Origin of the sequence: Corynebacterium glyciniphilum AJ 3170, assembly GCF_007673095.1 — a bacterium.
Taxonomy (GTDB): domain Bacteria; phylum Actinomycetota; class Actinomycetes; order Mycobacteriales; family Mycobacteriaceae; genus Corynebacterium.
Genome location: NZ_VDYZ01000009.1, coordinates 70,663 through 88,182, shown reverse-complemented (window position 1 = coordinate 88,182; position 17,520 = coordinate 70,663). Strand labels below are relative to the sequence as shown.

18 protein-coding genes are annotated in these 17,520 nt (G+C 66.4%); 12 read left to right on the top strand and 6 right to left on the bottom strand.

Features of this window, described 5'->3' with window-relative positions; all coding sequences use genetic code 11:
* Window positions 1–213: 213 nt before the first annotated feature.
* Both FS507_RS18495 and FS507_RS10135 read right to left on the bottom strand, forming a co-directional pair.
* Window positions 214–348, bottom strand: coding sequence for a hypothetical protein (locus FS507_RS18495; RefSeq protein ID WP_260853297.1), 135 nt, complete (start codon window positions 346–348; stop codon window positions 214–216).
* Window positions 349–527: 179 nt separating this feature from the next.
* Window positions 528–2,294 carry an AMP-binding protein gene (locus tag FS507_RS10135; protein WP_145942665.1) on the bottom strand — a complete coding sequence of 589 codons (1,767 nt, stop codon included), beginning with the start codon at window positions 2,292–2,294 and terminating at the stop codon, window positions 528–530.
* Window positions 2,295–2,631: 337 nt separating this feature from the next.
* Between FS507_RS10135 and FS507_RS10130 the strand changes: the two genes are divergently transcribed.
* Window positions 2,632–5,274 (top strand): ATP-dependent Clp protease ATP-binding subunit, encoded by a 2,643-nt coding sequence (locus FS507_RS10130; RefSeq protein WP_145942664.1) that lies wholly within the window; start codon window positions 2,632–2,634, stop codon window positions 5,272–5,274.
* 45 nt (window positions 5,275–5,319) lie between these two features.
* On the opposite strand, the gene FS507_RS10125 is transcribed toward FS507_RS10130, so the two are convergent.
* Entirely contained in the window at window positions 5,320–6,309 is a 990-nt protein-coding gene (locus FS507_RS10125; RefSeq protein ID WP_145942663.1) for an A/G-specific adenine glycosylase, read from the bottom strand.
* A gap of 69 nt (window positions 6,310–6,378) precedes the next feature.
* Here FS507_RS10125 and FS507_RS10120 point away from each other — a divergent pair, with 69 nt between their 5' ends.
* Both FS507_RS10120 and FS507_RS10115 read left to right on the top strand, forming a co-directional pair.
* Window positions 6,379–7,065, top strand: coding sequence for a carbonic anhydrase (locus tag FS507_RS10120; RefSeq protein ID WP_260853296.1), 687 nt, complete (start codon window positions 6,379–6,381; stop codon window positions 7,063–7,065).
* A gap of 72 nt (window positions 7,066–7,137) precedes the next feature.
* A complete protein-coding gene (locus tag FS507_RS10115; RefSeq protein ID WP_145942662.1) occupies window positions 7,138–7,860 on the top strand; it encodes a hypothetical protein in 723 nt (240 codons plus the stop codon).
* Here FS507_RS10115 and radA read toward each other — a convergent pair.
* A complete protein-coding gene (gene radA, locus FS507_RS10110; protein WP_145942661.1) occupies window positions 7,847–9,241 on the bottom strand; it encodes a DNA repair protein RadA in 1,395 nt (464 codons plus the stop codon). The two genes, FS507_RS10115 and radA, sit on opposite strands and share 14 nt — an antisense overlap.
* 87 nt (window positions 9,242–9,328) lie before the next feature.
* Window positions 9,329–9,928 (bottom strand): hypothetical protein, encoded by a 600-nt coding sequence (locus FS507_RS10105; protein WP_145942660.1) that lies wholly within the window; start codon window positions 9,926–9,928, stop codon window positions 9,329–9,331.
* A 250-nt stretch (window positions 9,929–10,178) separates the two neighbouring features.
* Between FS507_RS10105 and FS507_RS10100 the strand changes: the two genes are divergently transcribed.
* The 9 genes from FS507_RS10100 to FS507_RS10060 all read left to right on the top strand — a co-directional run bounded on the left by FS507_RS10100 (window position 10,179) and on the right by FS507_RS10060 (window position 16,901).
* Window positions 10,179–10,769: a CarD family transcriptional regulator gene (locus FS507_RS10100; RefSeq protein WP_145942659.1), complete on the top strand. Its 591-nt coding sequence runs from the start codon at window positions 10,179–10,181 to the stop codon at window positions 10,767–10,769.
* A gap of 5 nt (window positions 10,770–10,774) precedes the next feature.
* Window positions 10,775–11,677, top strand: a complete 903-nt coding sequence (locus FS507_RS10095; RefSeq protein WP_260853295.1) for an IspD/TarI family cytidylyltransferase — start codon at window positions 10,775–10,777, stop codon at window positions 11,675–11,677.
* On the top strand, window positions 11,674–12,165 hold the full coding sequence (ispF, locus tag FS507_RS10090; protein ID WP_145942658.1) for a 2-C-methyl-D-erythritol 2,4-cyclodiphosphate synthase: 492 nt from the start codon (window positions 11,674–11,676) through the stop codon (window positions 12,163–12,165). Before FS507_RS10095 ends, ispF begins: the two co-directional genes overlap by 4 nt.
* Before the next feature lie 182 nt (window positions 12,166–12,347).
* Window positions 12,348–13,391, top strand: coding sequence for an intradiol ring-cleavage dioxygenase (locus FS507_RS10085; protein ID WP_145942657.1), 1,044 nt, complete (start codon window positions 12,348–12,350; stop codon window positions 13,389–13,391).
* Window positions 13,392–13,444: 53 nt separating this feature from the next.
* Complete coding sequence (tatA, locus tag FS507_RS10080) at window positions 13,445–13,603, top strand: twin-arginine translocase TatA/TatE family subunit (protein ID WP_145942656.1); 159 nt, start codon at window positions 13,445–13,447, stop codon at window positions 13,601–13,603.
* Window positions 13,600–14,403 carry a twin-arginine translocase subunit TatC gene (tatC, locus tag FS507_RS10075; protein ID WP_145942655.1) on the top strand — a complete coding sequence of 268 codons (804 nt, stop codon included), beginning with the start codon at window positions 13,600–13,602 and terminating at the stop codon, window positions 14,401–14,403. Before tatA ends, tatC begins: the two co-directional genes overlap by 4 nt.
* 1 nt (window position 14,404) lies before the next feature.
* Window positions 14,405–14,839 carry a preprotein translocase gene (locus FS507_RS10070; RefSeq protein WP_145942654.1) on the top strand — a complete coding sequence of 145 codons (435 nt, stop codon included), beginning with the start codon at window positions 14,405–14,407 and terminating at the stop codon, window positions 14,837–14,839.
* 53 nt (window positions 14,840–14,892) lie between these two features.
* On the top strand, window positions 14,893–16,230 hold the full coding sequence (locus FS507_RS10065; protein ID WP_186314637.1) for a sensor histidine kinase: 1,338 nt from the start codon (window positions 14,893–14,895) through the stop codon (window positions 16,228–16,230).
* On the top strand, window positions 16,227–16,901 hold the full coding sequence (locus FS507_RS10060; RefSeq protein WP_145942652.1) for a response regulator transcription factor: 675 nt from the start codon (window positions 16,227–16,229) through the stop codon (window positions 16,899–16,901). Before FS507_RS10065 ends, FS507_RS10060 begins: the two co-directional genes overlap by 4 nt.
* A gap of 17 nt (window positions 16,902–16,918) precedes the next feature.
* Here the strand turns inward: FS507_RS10060 and FS507_RS10055 are convergent, their stop codons facing one another.
* Entirely contained in the window at window positions 16,919–17,473 is a 555-nt protein-coding gene (locus FS507_RS10055; RefSeq protein WP_145942651.1) for a hypothetical protein, read from the bottom strand.
* Between the last annotated feature and the right edge of the window lie 47 nt (window positions 17,474–17,520).

The following is a 17,520-nucleotide window of genomic DNA, read 5'->3' as shown; positions in this document are numbered from 1 at the left end:
TCGGCGATGTGTTTGATGGTCGGGCGTACCGTGCTCTGCCACCCCCAGCGGCTACGTCACTCTTCGCACCCTATAACTGGGTAATGCAATTGCGACCTGCATGTTCCTGATGATTAGAAACTTATGGAGTGCGATAATCCGCAATGGGCCCGCACAGGGGTCCGGGGCTGACACCCAGCGGGGGCGTGTGCACAACCCAAGAGGGGACGACACCTAGATCCTGAGCACCAGGGAGATGATGGCCAGCGCGATCACGGCCCCGCCAGGAATGGCGAGGATGGTGAGTGCGATGCCGGCGATGATGATCAACACGCGTGGTGGGGGATTCCGGTGATCTGGGGTCATCATGTACTCCGGCGGTCAAGCGGGCTGAAGGTTGTGTGCCTCGCAGATTACCCGCTCAGAGGCCCGTCAGCTGTGTGAACGGTTACGGTCCGGACACAGAGAAGAGCGGCCCGCAGATCCTGTCTGCGGGCCGCTCCGGTAGCTCCGGATGATCGCGTGCATTTCAGCGCATCATCGCGGTTCTATGCTGCGTCGTCGTCATCCATCCCGTTGTCGACCGCAGGGAGTTCGCGCGGGATGATCTTGCCGACGGCATTGCGCGGGAGCACGTCCATGAACACGTAGTACCGGGGGACGTTGTGACGGGCGAGCTTCGCCTTCACCGCTGCCTTCGCACGCTCCTCGAAACCTTCCTTGTCCTTCTCGTCGTTGACCACGACGTAGGCGGCGAGAGCCTGTCCGAAGTCAGGGTCTGCGACACCGTGGACGGCGACCTCGTAGACCTCGGGCATGTCGGAGATGACGTCCTCGGCCTCCTGCGGGTAGACGTTCTCGCCGCCGGAGACGATCATGTCGTCGCTGCGTCCGGCGAGGTAGAACAGTCCATCCTCGTAGTAGCCGAGGTCACCGGTGGAGACCAGGCCGTCGAGGTTCTCCTTGTCCACGCCGGGGCGGGTGTAGCCCTCGAACAGGAGGTCATTGCCCACGAAGACGCGTCCGACAACGCCTTCCGGGACCTCATTGCCGTCATCGTCGACGATCTTCAGAACCGTGGCCATCGGTGGCTTACCTGCCGTGGTCGGGTGCTCGTCAAGCTCGTGCGGCTGGGCGATCGAGGCCCAGCTGATCTCGGTGGAACCGTAGAGGTTGTAGAGGATCTTCCCGAACTTCTCGTGTGTGTCACGGATGACCCGTGGCGGAAGCGCCTCACCGCAGGCGACGATCGACTTCACGCCGGGGTTGAAGTTCTCCGGGACCGCTTCGAGAAGGCGGCGGAGCTGGGTGGGGACGATCGCGATATTCGCCGGGCGGTTCGCTTCGATGAGCTTCACTGCTGCGCGCGGGGAGAACTTGCGCTGAAGGATGAACGTCGCGCGCAGCGCCAGGCCCAGCTGGATCTGGCAGAAGCCCCAGAGGTGGAACATCGGCGCAGGCACGTAGTAGCCGCGGTGATGCTTGAGCGGGATCCGGGACATGATCGACGACGCCGGAAGATAGGTCTTGGGCTCCGGGCGGCGGGCACCTTTCGGAGTGCCGGTCGTTCCGGAGGTCAGGATGATCGTGCGGCCGCGACGGGGGCGTGCCGGGATCTTCGACTCTGCGGGGCCCGTGCGCAGGACCTCCGTCAGCGTCGGCCAGTCCGGATTCCTGGTGGCGTGGTCGTCGGACTTCTGGGCGTCGGCGACGTTACTGGCGTACTCGATGTCCGCGGTCCGGGCCTCCCTCTCCTCTTCGGTGAGGGGGGCGGCGGCGGTGTCCTGATCCTCTTCCCAGTTGATGATCACGGGGCATTCGTCGAAGCCTTTGGGCAGCAGCGGGATGAACTCTTCGTCGATGAAGAGCAGGTCAATCTTCTGCTCCTTCATGACGGCGCGGGTCTGTTCAGCCGATGCGCCTGTGTTGAACAGGACGATGTCGGTGCCGAGACGGCCGTGTGCACACAGGGTCATGATGAATCCACGGTGGTTCCGGCTGAGCATGCCGATCTTGTCACGCTCGCGGACGCCGGTCCGGTAGAGCGACTCGGCCAACTTGTTCGTCTGGTCGTGGAGCTCGCCGTAGGTGATTGACCCGGCGTCATCGAGAATGGCGGTGTGGTAGGGGTCCTGTGCCGCACCGATGGCCAGAAGGCCAGCGGGGGTGAATGACCACTGGACTATGGCCTTCAGGGCTTTGCCCATGGCGACCGGGCTCATCGCGCCGAAGACGCCGGACTTGACGAGGGGGACTGCTCCTTCGGCGAGTTGCGGAAGTTGTTTCAGCGTGACTGCGGGTTCAGATCCGCTCATGGTTCTCCTTTTTCTCGGACTGAAGCTGCGGCTTTGTAGTGACAGACCGCTCAGGGGACGTGGTCGTGTAAGACAGGTTACAGATAAAAATGGTTCGTTTCGCCGGAATAGCTGCATGTACTCCCGGGAGCCGTGAAAACGCCTGTTCGCTGACGGCGTACAACGCTTCCGTAAGCACGAAAAGTATGCGTTGAACAGGGGTTTTTCGGGTGTTTGGTGGGGGTGCGTCCCGGGGAACAAGCCGCGGGTGGCTGTCGTTGTACAAAGTGACTCAACGTGGAGACGCTGAATCACTAAGGTGGTCCCCACATCCGGACCTTGAAGCGAGGGAGAGCAAATGTTCGAGAGGTTCACCGACCGTGCGCGACGGGTCGTCGTCCTGGCACAGGAAGAGGCCCGCGCGCTCAACCACAACTACATCGGCACCGAGCACATCCTGCTGGGGCTGATCCACGAGGGTGAGGGCGTTGCCGCCAAGGCTCTTGAATCCATGGGTATTTCCCTGGAGGCGGTGCGTACCGAGGTCGAGGACATCATCGGCACCGGTGGACACCCGCCGAGCGGGTACATCCCCTTTACGCCCCGGGCCAAGAAGGTTCTGGAGCTGGCCCTCCGCGAGGCACTGCAGCTCGGCCACAAGTACATCGGCACCGAGCACATCCTGCTGGGACTCATCCGCGAGGGCGAGGGCGTTGCCGCGCAGGTGCTGGTCAAGCTCGGCGCCGACCTGTCGCGCGTGCGCCAGCAGGTCATCCAGCTGCTGTCGGGTTACGAGGGCACCGAGCCTGAGGCTGCCCCGGACGAGCCGGCCACGGCCGGTGTGGGCCAGTCCTCGGATTCGAGCTCGGGCGGTAAGCCGGGCCAGAAGTCCAATTCGCTGGTCCTGGACCAGTTCGGTCAGAACCTGACCCAGGCGGCCAAGGACGGCAAGCTGGACCCGGTCGTCGGACGCGAGAAGGAAGTCGAGCGCATCATGCAGGTGCTCTCGCGTCGTACGAAGAACAACCCCGTGCTCATCGGCGAGCCCGGTGTGGGTAAGACCGCCGTCGTCGAGGGACTCGCCCTCGACATCGTCAACGGCAAGGTGCCGGAGACGCTGAAGGACAAGCAGCTCTACTCACTGGATCTGGGTTCGCTGGTCGCCGGGTCCCGTTACCGCGGTGACTTCGAGGAGCGCCTGAAGAAGGTGCTCAAGGAGATCAACCAGCGCGGCGACATCATCCTGTTCATCGACGAGATCCACACTCTCGTCGGCGCAGGTGCCGCCGAGGGTGCGATCGACGCCGCCAGCATCCTGAAGCCCAAGCTGGCCCGTGGTGAGCTGCAGACCATCGGTGCGACGACGCTGGACGAGTACCGCAAGCACATCGAGAAGGACGCGGCCCTTGAGCGCCGTTTCCAGTCGGTGCAGGTGCCCGAGCCCAGTGCCGAGATGACGATCGAGATCCTCAAGGGGCTCCGCGACCGTTACGAGGCCCACCACCGGGTCTCCATCACCGATGGCGCACTGGCTGCTGCGGCACGGCTGTCGGACCGGTACATCAACGACCGTTTCCTGCCGGACAAGGCCGTCGATCTCATTGACGAGGCGGGTGCGCGTATGCGCATCAAGCGGATGACCGCACCGAAGGCGATCCAGGACGTCGACGACAAGATCGCCGAGGTCCGCCGCGCCAAGGAAGCCGCCATCGACGACCAGGACTTCGAGAAGGCCGCTTCGCTGCGTGACGACGAGCGCAAGCTCACCGAGGAACGTGCGGAGAAGGAGAAGCAGTGGCGTGCCGGCGAACTCGACGATGTCGCCGAGGTCGGTGAGGAGCAGATCGCCGAGGTTCTCGGTGCCTGGACCGGTATTCCGGTCGTCCGGCTCACCGAGGAGGAGTCCACCCGACTGCTGCACATGGAGGATGAGCTGCACAAGCGGATCATCGGCCAGGATGACGCGGTCAAGGCTGTTTCCCGGGCCATCCGGCGCACCCGTGCGGGCCTGAAGGATCCCAAGCGTCCGAGCGGTTCGTTCATCTTCGCCGGCCCGTCCGGCGTGGGTAAGACCGAGCTGTCGAAGGCACTGGCGGAGTTCCTGTTCGGTGACGACGACTCACTGATCCAGATCGACATGGGTGAGTTCCACGACAAGTTCACCGCGTCGCGTCTGTTCGGTGCTCCTCCCGGATACGTCGGTTACGACGAGGGCGGCCAGCTGACCGAGAAGGTGCGTCGTAAGCCGTTCTCCGTCGTCCTGTTCGACGAGATCGAGAAGGCGCACTCGGAGATCTACAACACCCTGTTGCAGGTCCTCGAGGACGGTCGACTCACCGACGGTCAGGGCAGGATGGTGGACTTCAAGAACACCGTGCTGATCTTCACCTCCAACCTGGGCACCAGGGACATCTCCAAGGCCGTGGGCATGGGCTTCTCGGGCTCGGGTGAAACCGATGAGGACGCCCAGTACGACCGCATGAAGACGAAGGTCAACGACGAGCTGAAGAAGCACTTCCGCCCGGAGTTCCTCAACCGTATCGACGACATCGTGGTCTTCCACCAGCTCACACGGGAGCAGATCGTCCAGATGGTCGACCTGCTGACCGGTCGGGTGAGCAAGGCGCTGGCGGAGAAGGACATGGGTCTGGAACTGTCCGAGGAGGCGAAGAGCCTGCTGGCCGTCCGCGGCTTCGACCCCGTGCTGGGCGCACGTCCGCTGCGTAGGACGATCCAGCGCGAGATCGAGGACCACCTGTCTGAGAAGATCCTGTTCGGTGAGCTGGGTGCAGGTGAGATCGTCACCGTCGACGTCGAGAACTGGGACGGCACCGGTAAGGGCGAAGGCGCGAAGTTCGTCTTCGGCTCCCGCCCGAAGCCGCTGCCGGAGATCGCGGCGGAGCCTGCCGAGGACGCGCAGGAGGATGTCATCGACGCTGCGACCGATGAGGGTGAACTCCCGGAGACCCAGGACGTCTCCGCAGGAGAGCACCGCGACTGACCGTCCACTCTGGACGACGTCACGGGACGCCGGTCCCGGCGGCCCTTACCGAGGTAGTCGGTAACGGGCCCCGGGGCCGGCGTCCGTCTGTGTGACGAGCCCGTCAGCGACCAGGGACTCCAGTGCCCGGGTGCGCTGCTCGGCGTCGTCGCTGGTCCCGGTGAACTCCTCGACGGTGACCTCTGTGGTCCCCTCTGCCCGGAGGATCGCCATGATCCGGCCCCGCACCTGACGGTCCGTGCCCTCGAACTTCTGGACCCGCTTCTTCGCCGCCGCGGAGTCGGCGGCACTCGGTGCCGGGCGTCCCAGGGCGATCCACCGGCAGCGGTCGGACACCGGACAGATACCGCACTGCGGTGACTTCGCGGTACAGACTGTGGCACCGAGTTCCATCAGTGACGCGCACATGCCCACGGCTTCCCGGCGAGCCTCCGGCCGGTGCCGTGGATTGCGGTAGCCGCGCCTGGTGAGGGCCGGATCGTCGTCGACCCAGGGCATCAGGTCGGCGACGTCGGCGAGGTCTCCGGCTTTCGCCGCACCCTGCAGGAACTCCCCCCGGGCCAGGCGTCGTTGAACGCGACGGACATTGGTGTCGACGACCGGGACGGCGCGTCCGAAGGCGAAGGCGGCGACGGCGCGAGCGGTGTAGTCGCCGATTCCCGGCAGCGCCAGAAGCTCCGGGACGGTGTCGGGCACCCGGCCGTGATGACCCGTGACGATCGCGCGGGCGCACTCGCGCAGCCGTAGCGCGCGCCGCGGGTACCCCAGATTCGCCCAGGCCCGGAGTATCTCGTCGGTGGGTGCCTCCGCCAGGTCCGCCGGTGTCGGCCACCGCTCCAACCAGGCGGTCCACAGGGGGATCACGCGGGCGACCGGGGTCTGCTGGGACATGATCTCGCTGAGGAGGACGGCCCACGGGGTGGTGTCAGGGCTCCGCCACGGGAGGTCGCGGGCATGCCTGTCGTACCACTGGTTCAGCGCCGTGCCCAGTGAGGTCGGTTTGTCAGGTGCAGCTGGTGTTTCTTGCGTCGTCACGGTGTCCACTGGGAACTACTGTGCCGCACGGACGGGCGCCCGGCAAAAGGCGGTGGCAGAATAGTCGGCATGACATCAGACGAAACAGCACCGGCCCGTGGCACCAACGACTCCGCAGGGCACCTCTCACCGCAGGAGGCCGTCGAGTTGCTGATGGCCGGCAACCGTCGCTTCATGGATGAGGATTCCGCCCACCCGAATCAGGACCGTGGGCGTCGTGAGCTGCTCACCGGTGGTCAGCGGCCCAATGCGGTGGTGCTGGCATGCTCGGATTCGCGGGTCCCGGTGGAGATCGTCTTCGACCAGGGCCTCGGCGACATCTTCGTCATCCGTACCGCCGGTGAGATCACCGACCTGTCTGTGCTCGCGTCACTGGAGTTTGCTGTGGTGTCTCTGGGGGTCCCGCTTGTCGTGGTGCTCGGGCATGAGAGCTGTGGTGCTGTCGCTGCAGCTCAGACTGCGTTGGCCACGGGCAGCATGCCCCCGGGGTTCCAGCGCGTGCTCGTGGAGAAGGTCACCCCGTCGTTGCTGGCGGCACGGTCGCAGGGCGCGGACACGGGGGAGGACTTCGAGAAGCACCATGTGGTGGAGATCGCGAACCATATCGTAGACCGCTCCCCGGGGATCCTCGAGCGGCTCCGCGACGGACAGTGCGGGGTGGTCGGTATGCGGTACCGCCTGTCGGACGGCCTGGCCGAACCTGTCGCCAGCTACGGTCTCGAGATTGACGGCGTGCCGGCCACCCCGGTGCCCTGAAGACGGGGTTGACACCCAACCTCCGGGGTGTCATGACGTTGTGACGTTGTCCGTGCTGGTTACACTGGGCGTGTGAGTCAGCGTAATGATCCCCGGCCGTTGCCCCCGGAAATCTACCAGCGCCGTCGTATCACGGCGGTGGTGGTTCTGGTCGTGGTTGTCGCGCTGTTGTGGTGGGTCATCAGCTCGTTGACCGGTGGGGACGACGGCCAGGACCAGGTCGCCGGGACGTCGGAGTCCTCTGCGGTCTCGGAGTCCTCGCCCGAGACGACACAGGAATCGACCGAATCCGCGGCGTCGAGTGAGACGTCCACGGAAGCATCAGAGTCGGCGTCGCCGTCACGTTCCGCGGAGCCGTCGGAGACCGAGGCGGTCCCGGATGACGTCGCGTCGAAGGAAACCTGCGGGCTGGACGACCTCCGCCTGTCTGTACGGCCGGGCGCGCCGACGTTCCGGGACGGCCAGCAGCCGAACTTCTTCCTCGAGGTCACCAATCCCACGTCCGGGGAGTGCGACATCGACCTCAGCGAGGACGAGCTGAGGTTCGAGGTGTTCACCATGGATTCCGGGTACTCCCGTGTCTGGGGCGACACCGACTGCAATTCACCGACGTCGACCGGGCGGCTGCGCCTGGATCCGGACCAGTCCCGCACCTTCGAGATGACCGCGTGGTCACGGACCACCTCGTCTCCGGATTCCTGCGACAACCGCGAGCCGGTCGGCAACGGTGCGTACATGGTCTACGGGCACATCGGTGACAACACCTCGGAGTCGCAGACGTTCAACCTCGCGTGACGCCGATCTTCGCCACGGCCTCCTGAACGGTACTGACGGCGATGATCCGCAGGCCCTCCGGCGGTGTGGTCCGGTCGGCACCCCGGGTGGAATCAGGGACGACGGCGGTGGTGAAACCCAGTCGTCGGGCCTCAGCCAGGCGCTGCCGCAGGTCCGGCACGCGTCGGACCTCGCCGCCGAGGCCGACCTCCCCGACCGCGACCAGGCCGGTCGGCAGGGCCTTTCCGGAGGCCGTTGACGCGAGGGCCAGTGCAAGCGCGAGATCCGCTCCGGGCTCGTTGATCTTCATTCCCCCGACAGTCGCCGCGTAGACCTCGTGCCCCATCAGGTCGACGCCGGCGCGCTTGGCCAGCACCGCCAGTACAACAGCGACACGGCTGGCGTCGATCCCCGTGACGACCCGTCGAGGGGTGTGCATCTGGGTCTCCAGGGCGAGTGTCTGGATCTCACCGAGCATCGGGCGACGCCCGTCCATCAGGACCGTCACGGCGGTGCCGGCGACGGGGTCGTCCCGGTGGTGCAGGAACAGGCCGGACGGGTCGGCGACCTCGCGGATCCCGTCAGCCGTCTGTTCGAAACACCCGACTTCGTCGGTCGCGCCGAACCGGTTCTTCTGCCCGCGCAGGAAACGCAGGGAGCTGTGCCGGTCGCCCTCGAAATTGAGGACGACATCCACCAGGTGCTCGACGGTGCGCGGACCGGCGACGTTGCCGTCCTTGGTCACGTGCCCGACGAGGAGGACAGGGACCCCGGTGGATTTGGCCAGGGTGGTCAGCGTGGCGGCGACCGCGCGTGTCTGGGCGACACCACCTGCCACGCCCTCCACCCCGGAGGCGTTGAGCGTCTGCAGGGAATCGATGATCACCAGTTCGGGCTGCACTGCGTCGATCTGCCCGAGAGCCGTCTCCAGATCGTGCTCAGCGGCCAGGAACAGTGACCTGGACAGCGCCCCGGTACGTTCCGCACGGTGGCGCACCTGGCCCACCGACTCTTCCGCGGTGAGGTAGAGGACGCTGCGGTCCTGACGGGCCCACCGGTTGGCGACCTCGAGCAGCAGGGTGGACTTGCCCACGCCGGGTTCACCGGCGAGCAGGACGGCACTGCCGGGGACCACGCCACCACCGAGCACCCGGTCCAGCTCGCGGATCCCGCTGGTGCGGTGGTTGGCGGTGGTCGGGTCGATCTCGGTCACCGGCTGTGCCGGCGATGTCGGGGTCAACCCCGCCGGGGTGGAGGAGGTCGCGGGCGTGGCGCCGACGGCGTCCATCGTCCCCCACTCATGACAGGACGGGCACCGGCCGACCCACTTCGACACCTGGTGGCCACAGGAGGAGCAGCTGTAGGTGCTGCGGGGTTTGCGGTTCGTGGTTTTCGTGGCCATGGCTCACAGACTAGTAGCGGGGGCGGACATGAAAAACGCGCATCTCCTGGAGGCAGGAATATGCGCGTCAGACGGGGAGAAGAGGAGTCAGCCGATGTCCGGGCCCTCGTGGTCGCCGTCGATGGTGTCGGTGCCTTCACGGGTGACACCGTCCTGGTGGCGGTTGGTCTGGCCGGCCTCGGCGTACCAGGCGACGATCGGGGCGTTGATCTCGATGTCACCGTTGCTGAACTCGAAGGTCACGACCCGCGCGGCACCGCTGTAGAAGTTCTCGCCGTCCACCGTGGTCTCCAGGTACTGCGTGCAGCCCACGTCGGCGTTGGAGGGGTTCATCTCCTTGATCGCCGACTCGGAATCGGCGACAACCGAGCAGTCCGGGGAGAGGGTGACGCTCTCACCGAGGTCAACCGAGGCGTCCTGCACGGACACCCGCTCCAGGGTGATGTCCTCGCCCTCGACGCCCTGGTTGGAGGCGTTGAACTTCAGTGCGACCGAGTTGTCTTCCTGGGTGATCAGGGTGACGTCCCGGACGACGGCGTCGCCGAGTTCGCCGTTCGTGCCGTTGACGGCGGCTACCTGGTTGGCCGTCTGGGAGATCTGACCTGCACCGCAGGCGGACAGGGCCAGGGCCGCGCAACCGGCGGTGACGGCGAGCAGCCGACGAGCGGCGGGCTTCCGGTTCTTCACTGTGGTTCTCCTCCATCTGAGGCCCGTCCGGGGCCGTCAACTGCAGATGATATGTCCCGTCACATGTCAGGGCGGCGGGTTTCGTCGAGTCCACATTAACCTGTGGGGGTGCTGGACACCTAGTTCGGCCCGGCTGGATGGGCCCATACGGGGTGGGCCGGATGCGGCGGGGGCGGTCGCCCGGTGACAACCGTGGGCGAGAAGCAGGCGGGACCGCGGGTGCCCGGGGAGGGTGCTAAACTGGCTCGTCATGGAGTTCAACATCGGGGACGTCGTCGTTTACCCCCACCACGGTGCAGCAGTGATCGAGGGAATTGAGCAGCGCGTTTTCAAGGGGGAGCCGGTCGACTACCTCGTGCTCCGGGTCAACCAGGGGGACCTGCTCGTCCGGGTGCCCGCCGCGAACGCGGAGACGGTCGGCGTCCGCGACGTCGTCGGTGAGGAAGGCCTGCTCAAGGTTTTCTCCGTCCTGCGGGAGACGGATGTCGAGGAGGCGGGCAACTGGTCCCGCCGCTACAAGGCCAACCAGGAACGGCTGGCGTCGGGCGATGTGAATCGGGTCGCCGAGGTTGTTCGCGACCTGTGGCGCCGCGACCAGGACCGTGGGCTGTCCGCCGGTGAGAAGCGCATGCTCGCCAAGGCACGTCTCGTTCTCGTCGGTGAGCTCGCTCTCGCTGAGGGCGTGGATGACGAGAAGGCCGACGCCACGGTACGCAAGATGGAGGAGACCATCGTGCGGCACCGCGAGGAATCGGCGGCCCGTCGTGCCGCCGGTGTCGCGGAGGAGGATGCACCGCAGTCCGTCGATCTTGACGACGAACTCGGCGAAGACGAGGACTGACCCCGGTGGCCGGGTCGAGGGGCGACGCCGTGGACGGACTTGACCGGGTGTACGCGGTTGTCGCGGCCGCGGGCAGCGGGACGCGGCTGGGGGAGGTCCTGCCGAAAGCCTTCGTACAGGTGGGTGGCCGGACGATCCTGGAGCGGTGCCTGGACGGGCTCGCTGCATCGGAATCTGTCGGCCACACAGTCGTGACAGTCTCCACCGACATGCTTGAATACACCCACGAACTGGTCAGCAGCCAGATCGGGTTGTGGGCGCCGATGGAGGTCACTGTGGTCCTCGGTGGAACCGACCGGTCAGACTCCGTGCGTGCAGGCCTGGAGGCGGTCCAGTCCCTGATCGGCGGAAGCAGCTCCGGCCCGGAAGCTGCCGATGCGGACCCCGATGACATGGACGATGAGCTGACCGAAGGCTTCCTCGTCGCCGTTCATGATGCTGCCCGGTGCCTTACACCGCCGGAGATGATCCGCGCCACGGTCGCGGCGGCGGCGGAAGGTGTCTCGACTGGTTCGTGGGCCGGTGCGGTACCGGTTGTGCCGGTGACCGACACCGTCAAGGTGGTGGAGACGGTGGCTGGCGGCGCACTGGACGGCGCCGAGACCATCCACTCCACGCCGCAACGTCGTGGCCTGCGGGCAGCCCAGACCCCGCAGGTCTTCGCGTTGGACAGGCTGCTCGCGGCGAACCGGATGCAGCAGGCTAGGGAGGAACTCGATTCCGCGCACCCGACCGGCGAACCGCCGTCGGATCTGGCACCTGTCGCAGTCACCGATGATTCATCGCTGATGGAGATGGCTGGAGAGACGGTCGTGACGGTCCCGGGGGACGACCAGGCGTTCAAGATCACGTTGCCGGAAGATCTTGAGAGGGCCCACCGGACGGCAGGCGACGGGGGAGTGGCGTGATCATTCCCCGGGTCGGTGTGGCCACCGACGCCCACCAGGTCCAGAGCGGTAAACCCTGCTGGATGGCCGGTCTGTTCTTTGACGGGGTCGACGGATGCGAGGGGCATTCCGACGGTGACGTGGTGGCGCATGCTGTCGTGGACGCCCTGCTGTCCGCCGCCGGTCTCGGGGACCTCGGTTCGTTCGTCGGGGTCGGACGCGATGAGTACGCGGGAGTCACCGGGGCACAGCTGCTCACCGAGTGCCGGGACCTTCTGGTGTCCCACGGATTCACCATCGGCAACGCTGCTGTCCAGATGATCGGCAACCGGCCGAAGATGGGGCCGCGGCGTGCCGAGGCAGAGCAGGTTCTGTCCGGTCATCTCGGCGCTCCGGTGAGTGTCTCTGCCACGACGACCGACCACCTGGGGTTCACCGGTCGTGGTGAAGGGGTGGCCGCGGTGGCGACGGCCGTCGTCTGGCAGGACGACGGCACGTCCGGACGGTGACGCGTCCGGGATAGTGCAGGGGGTGTACTGCAAAATACCGCGGTGGGGGTACGTGATGACTGCGTAGGGGGGACGCGGCAGGCGTCGTGGTCGACGAGACTCAAGGTCACGGTGGTGGACGGACAGGAAGCCGTTCACCACCGTAGACCCCACAACAGTCCCGAAGATCAAGGAGGACCATCATGGCCACCCGCGTGCCTGAACCCACCGACACTCCCGCCGGCCCCGTCTACGAGGGCCGACTGCTCGACCGGCCCGAAGAGGAGGTTGTCGACCAGGGCGTCGGATTCGATCTGCGGACCCTGGTGAGCCGGCGGATGTTCCTCGGCGCAGGTGTCGCCGGTGCAGGCGCCGTCGCACTGGCAGCCTGCTCGGACCCGACGTCCGGTACCACCAATGCGGCGGCGACCACCGGCAGTGCCGCCTCGTCGCCCCTGCCCTCCGGTGAGATTCCGGACGAGACAGCCGGCCCGTACCCGGCAGACGGTTCCAACGGCCCGGACGTGCTGTCGGAATCGGGGATCGTGCGCAGTGACATCCGTTCCAGCATCGGTGCCGACGCGCCGGTCGACGGCGTGCCGCTGGAGTTCACCTTCACCGTCACCGACATGGCCAATGATGATGCGCCGTTCGCTGATGTCGCGGTGTACGCCTGGCACTGTGACGCACAAGGGCAGTACTCGATGTACTCAGAGGGTGTCGAGGACGAGACCTGGCTTCGCGGAGTCCAGGTCGCCGACGCCGACGGGACGGTGACGTTCACCTCCGTGATGCCGGGTTGTTACACCGGGCGGTGGACCCACATCCACTTCGAGGTGTACCCCGACGTCGATTCCATCGACGACTCGGCCAACGCGATCTCCACCTCCCAGATGGCGATCCCGGAGGACGTCCTCAACGAGGTCTACACCTCGTCGGTCTATGACGGGTCGTCAGACAACCTGTCTCAGATCACCCTCGAGACTGACAACGTGTTCGGCGAGGACGCCGGGGCGTTGCAGATGGCCACGATCAGCGGCGACGTCGATTCCGGGTACATCGCCTCCCTGGTGGTGCGGGTGGACACCACCACTGAACCCACCGCCGGTGCAGCTCCCGCAGGCGGTGGCCCGGGAGGGGCCGGCGGTGAAGGCGCAGGCCCCGGCGGCGAGCCCCCCAACGGTGAATCACCGGGTGAACCGCCGGCCGGCGGCATGGCCGGCGCACCGGACACCGCAGCGTCCTGACGACGACCGTCACATCATCAACCAGAGAATCACAGAACCTCAAGGAGTAGATCATGTTACAGAACCTCACCGGAATGCACGCCCTGGTCATCCTCGCCGTCGTGCTCCTGCTGTTCGGGGCGGCGAAGCTCCCCGCGCTGGCCAAGAGTGTCGGCCAGTCCGTCCGGATCCTGAAGAAGGAAGCATCCGAGACAGAACAGCACACCTCATGACGACCGCGAGCGCGAGGCCGGACACGATGCCCGTAGCCGGACACCTCCGTGAAGGCAGGAGGAGGATCATCCGCGTCGCGGCGGCCCTCGCGGTCGCCATGGTCATCGCCTACCTCCTGTCCGACCAGGTCCTCGAGGTCCTGCGCGCTCCGGTCGTCGAGATCGCGCAGACCCGTGCGGCCAGTATCAACTACGACAGCATCACCGGCGCCTTCGACCTCAAACTCAGAATCGCCCTGTTCGGTGGCATCGCATTGTCCAGCCCGGTGTGGCTCTACCAGCTCCTGGCCTACATCGCCCCTGCCCTGACCACGAGAGAGAAGCGCTACACCTTCGGCTTCATCGCCGCGGTCATCCCGCTGTTCGCCGCTGGTTGCGCCGCCGGAGTGGCGGTGTTCCCCAGGATCGTCGAACTCCTCGCCGGGTTCGCGTCCTCAGAGGACAGCACTCTGCTGCAGGCGTCGTACTACGTTGACTTCGTGATGAAGCTGGTGCTCGCTGCGGGCGTAGCCTTCACCCTCCCGGCATTCATCGTCGTGTTGAACATGATGGGACTGCTGTCGGCGGCGACAGTGGCCCGCAGCTGGCGTGGCATAACGATCAGCATCGTGGTGTTCAGCGCCCTGGTCACCCCGGCCGCAGACCTGCTGTCAATGTTCCTCATCGCTGTCCCCATGGTGGTCCTGTTCGGAATCTCCCTGTCCATCGCCTGGATTCATGACCGCCGTTTGCCGAAGAACACGGGCACCGACCTCACTGCCGGTGACACCGTGACCCCGACCCTGGAAGAAGTGTCCTGACATGTTCGGACTGACCATCGAGAAACTCATCGTCATCGGATTCCTCGCTGCCGTGATCATCGGTCCACAACGACTGCCCCTGTATGCGGAGAAACTCGCCACCGTCGTCAGGGACTTCCGGCGTTTCACCGAATCGACCCGGCACCGGGCGGAGCAGGAACTCGGGTTTCCCGTCGACGCGATGGACCCGACAACGTGGAACAGGCAGATGCAGCGCTACGACCCGCGCCGGATCGTGCGGGACGCGTTGACCACGGACAGCGCCGTCACGAATCCGGACGGGGGCACGGACGACGAAGACAGCTCCGCATCCGAAGAATCCGGGGAGACGGCTCCTCCACCGACCCAGGAGGTCCGTGAACGGTGGGTCGTTGTCGGCGGTACCTCCGGACACCCGCTTCGCCGCCGAATTCTCGGTGGAGCGGCAGACCAGTAGTACCAGCAGCACCAGCAGGGACACGAATGACAGAGATGAAGGAGAATGGTCGCATGAGCCAGCCCGACCCGACAGACCCGACAGGCCTGACGCCCCAGGCTCGTCCGGCCTCAGGTCCGCCCCGCGAGCGTCCGGCGTGGCTGCCGGTGTGGGCGGGGGACCTGGCGATCATCGCCCTCATCCTCGTCTCCGTCGTCGTGCCGACGCCGGGAGGAGCCCCCGGGTCCGGCCTGGGGCTGCCCCTGGGCCCGGGGCCCGGCCCGGGATCAGGTCCCGGATTCCCCGACGAACACATGGTGGTTCTCGTCCCCCTGCTGGCGGTGGCGACCGCGGCACTGATGCCGCTGCGTCGGCGCTGGTCCGTGCCCGTGTTCATCGCGTGCCTTGTGATGTATCTCGCCACCGTCGTCTTCGTGTCACCCGTCCTGGCACCGGGTATCGGGGCGGTCGTGGCCGTGTTCGCCGCGGCGAACACGGTGCCGAGACGGACCGCACTGGTCCTGGGCACCCTCGGAGCGACCGTGGTGGCGGTGTTGAGCCTGTTCACCGACGACCGTATGGCGTTGGATCCCCAGGTGTTCCAGGTCGCCGCAGGTATCGCCGTCGCCACCGCCCTGGGGGACAGCGCACGGTCCCGGCGTGAGTACACGCGGGCGGTGACCGAACGCGCCGAACGTGCCGAGCAGACCCGGGAGGCTGAAGCGAGCAGACGGGTCGCGGAGGAGAGACTCCGTATCGCCCAGGACCTGCACGACACGGTCGCCCACCGTATCTCGGTGATCAGTCTCAATGCCGGTGTGGCGTCCAGTTCACTGGACACGCGGCCGGAGAAGGCCAGGGAATCGCTCGCCACCATCCGTGGAGCTGCGCGTGAGGTGCTCGGGGACATCGGGGTGCTGTTGCGCTACCTGCGCGCCGACGACAATGCCGGGGCGGGTGCAGAGGGAGCATCCGTCCAGTTGCCGCAGCCCGGTCTCGCTGACATCGACCCCCTGGTGCGCTCGGTCGTCGAGGCGGGGCTCACTGTCGACCGAACAGTCGACGGCGACCTCTCGTCGATCGACGAGACCACCGGGCGGGTGGTGTACCGGGTGGTTCAGGAGGGTCTCACCAACGCCCACAAGCACGGTTCCGGAGGGACAGCGCACCTGGGCATCGTCGTTCGGGGAGGGGCGGACGCCGCGGTGACGGTGCAGGTGCGCAATCCGGTCTCGGACACCGGGCGTAACCAGCCCGACGCCCCACAGGGACATCTGGGCCTCACCGGTCTGCGGGAACGTGTGGCGGCCGTGGGCGGCACAATCTCCACCGTAGAATCAGACGGGACATTCACGCTCTCCGCTGAACTACCACTCGCCAGTCACACCAGGAACCGGGAGGACTATCCGTGACCACCGTGCTCGTCGTCGACGACCAGGCCCTCATCCGCCAGGCGGTGGTGGACATCCTCTCCAGTGCAGCGGACACCGAGGTCGTCGGCGCCGCCACGGACGGACTGGAAGCCACCGAGATGACCGCATCCCTGCGCCCCGACGTCGTCCTGATGGACATCCGCATGCCCCGTCTCGACGGCATCGAGGCGACTGAACGCATCTGTTCCGACCCGGCGAACGCCGACAGTAAGGTACTGATCCTGACGACGTTCGAAGAGGACGAGTACGTGGTCGCTGCCCTGCGTGCGGGGGCCAGCGGATTCATCGGCAAGGGTGCGGAACCGGAGGAGATCATCCGCGCCGTCCACGCCATCGCGGACGGTGACGCGCTCCTGTCGCCGACGGCGACCCGTAGCCTGATCGCCCGCTACGTGCGGTCCCCTGAGCCGCGCCCGGCGGTCTCACAACGGGCGGCGCGCAGCCTGGCCCTGCTCACGGACAGGGAACGTGAGGTGCTCCAGCTGGTGGGGCGTGGCCTGTCGAACCAGCAGATCGCGGAGACGTTCTTCATATCGCCGCACACGGCGAAGACACACGTCAACAGGATCATGACCAAGATCCAGGCACATGACCGTGCCCAGCTGGTGATCCTCGCCTACGAGGGAGGGCTGCTGGTCCCCGGAGAATGATCCCGGGGGCTACCGTGTCACTCCTCGAAGGTCACGGGGACGGACGCGACGTCCGAGAACGGGGGAGTCGAGGCGTGGTCGGTGACCAGCTTCAGCGAGCACGAGTCGGTGGTGCAGTCCACGGTGCCGTCCTCGTTGGTGGCCTGGACGGTCAGGTCGAACTCGGCGTTGCCGTCGGCGTCGAAGGTGGCGGTGCCACCCTCCTCTCCCTCGGGGACGACGCGCGCCCAGTCGCTCATCTCACCGGCGTAGGTCGACGGGTCGCTGCTCTCGCCGTCGGTCGTGGCGACAGCGACGTAGTAGTTCTGTTCGGTGTCCAGTCCGTCCAGCGTGACCGTGACGGTGTCGCCTGCGGTGAGACCGTCGGCCTTGTCCACCGAGAGGGGGCCGTCGGATGCAGAGCCTTCGGAGGCTGAGTCGGCTGCCGTCGTCGGGGCCGTCGAGTCTGTAGAGTCCGTTGACTCCGCAGAATCATCGGAATCGCTGGAGCAGGCGGTGAGGCCCAGGGCGAGGACAGCGGTGGCGGCGAGGGCGGCTGCGCGGCGCGTCGGGCGGGTGGTGCGAAGGGTCATGAGGTACTCCGGAGGTGCGTAGGTCAGGGTAAGCGTACTGAGCTGAC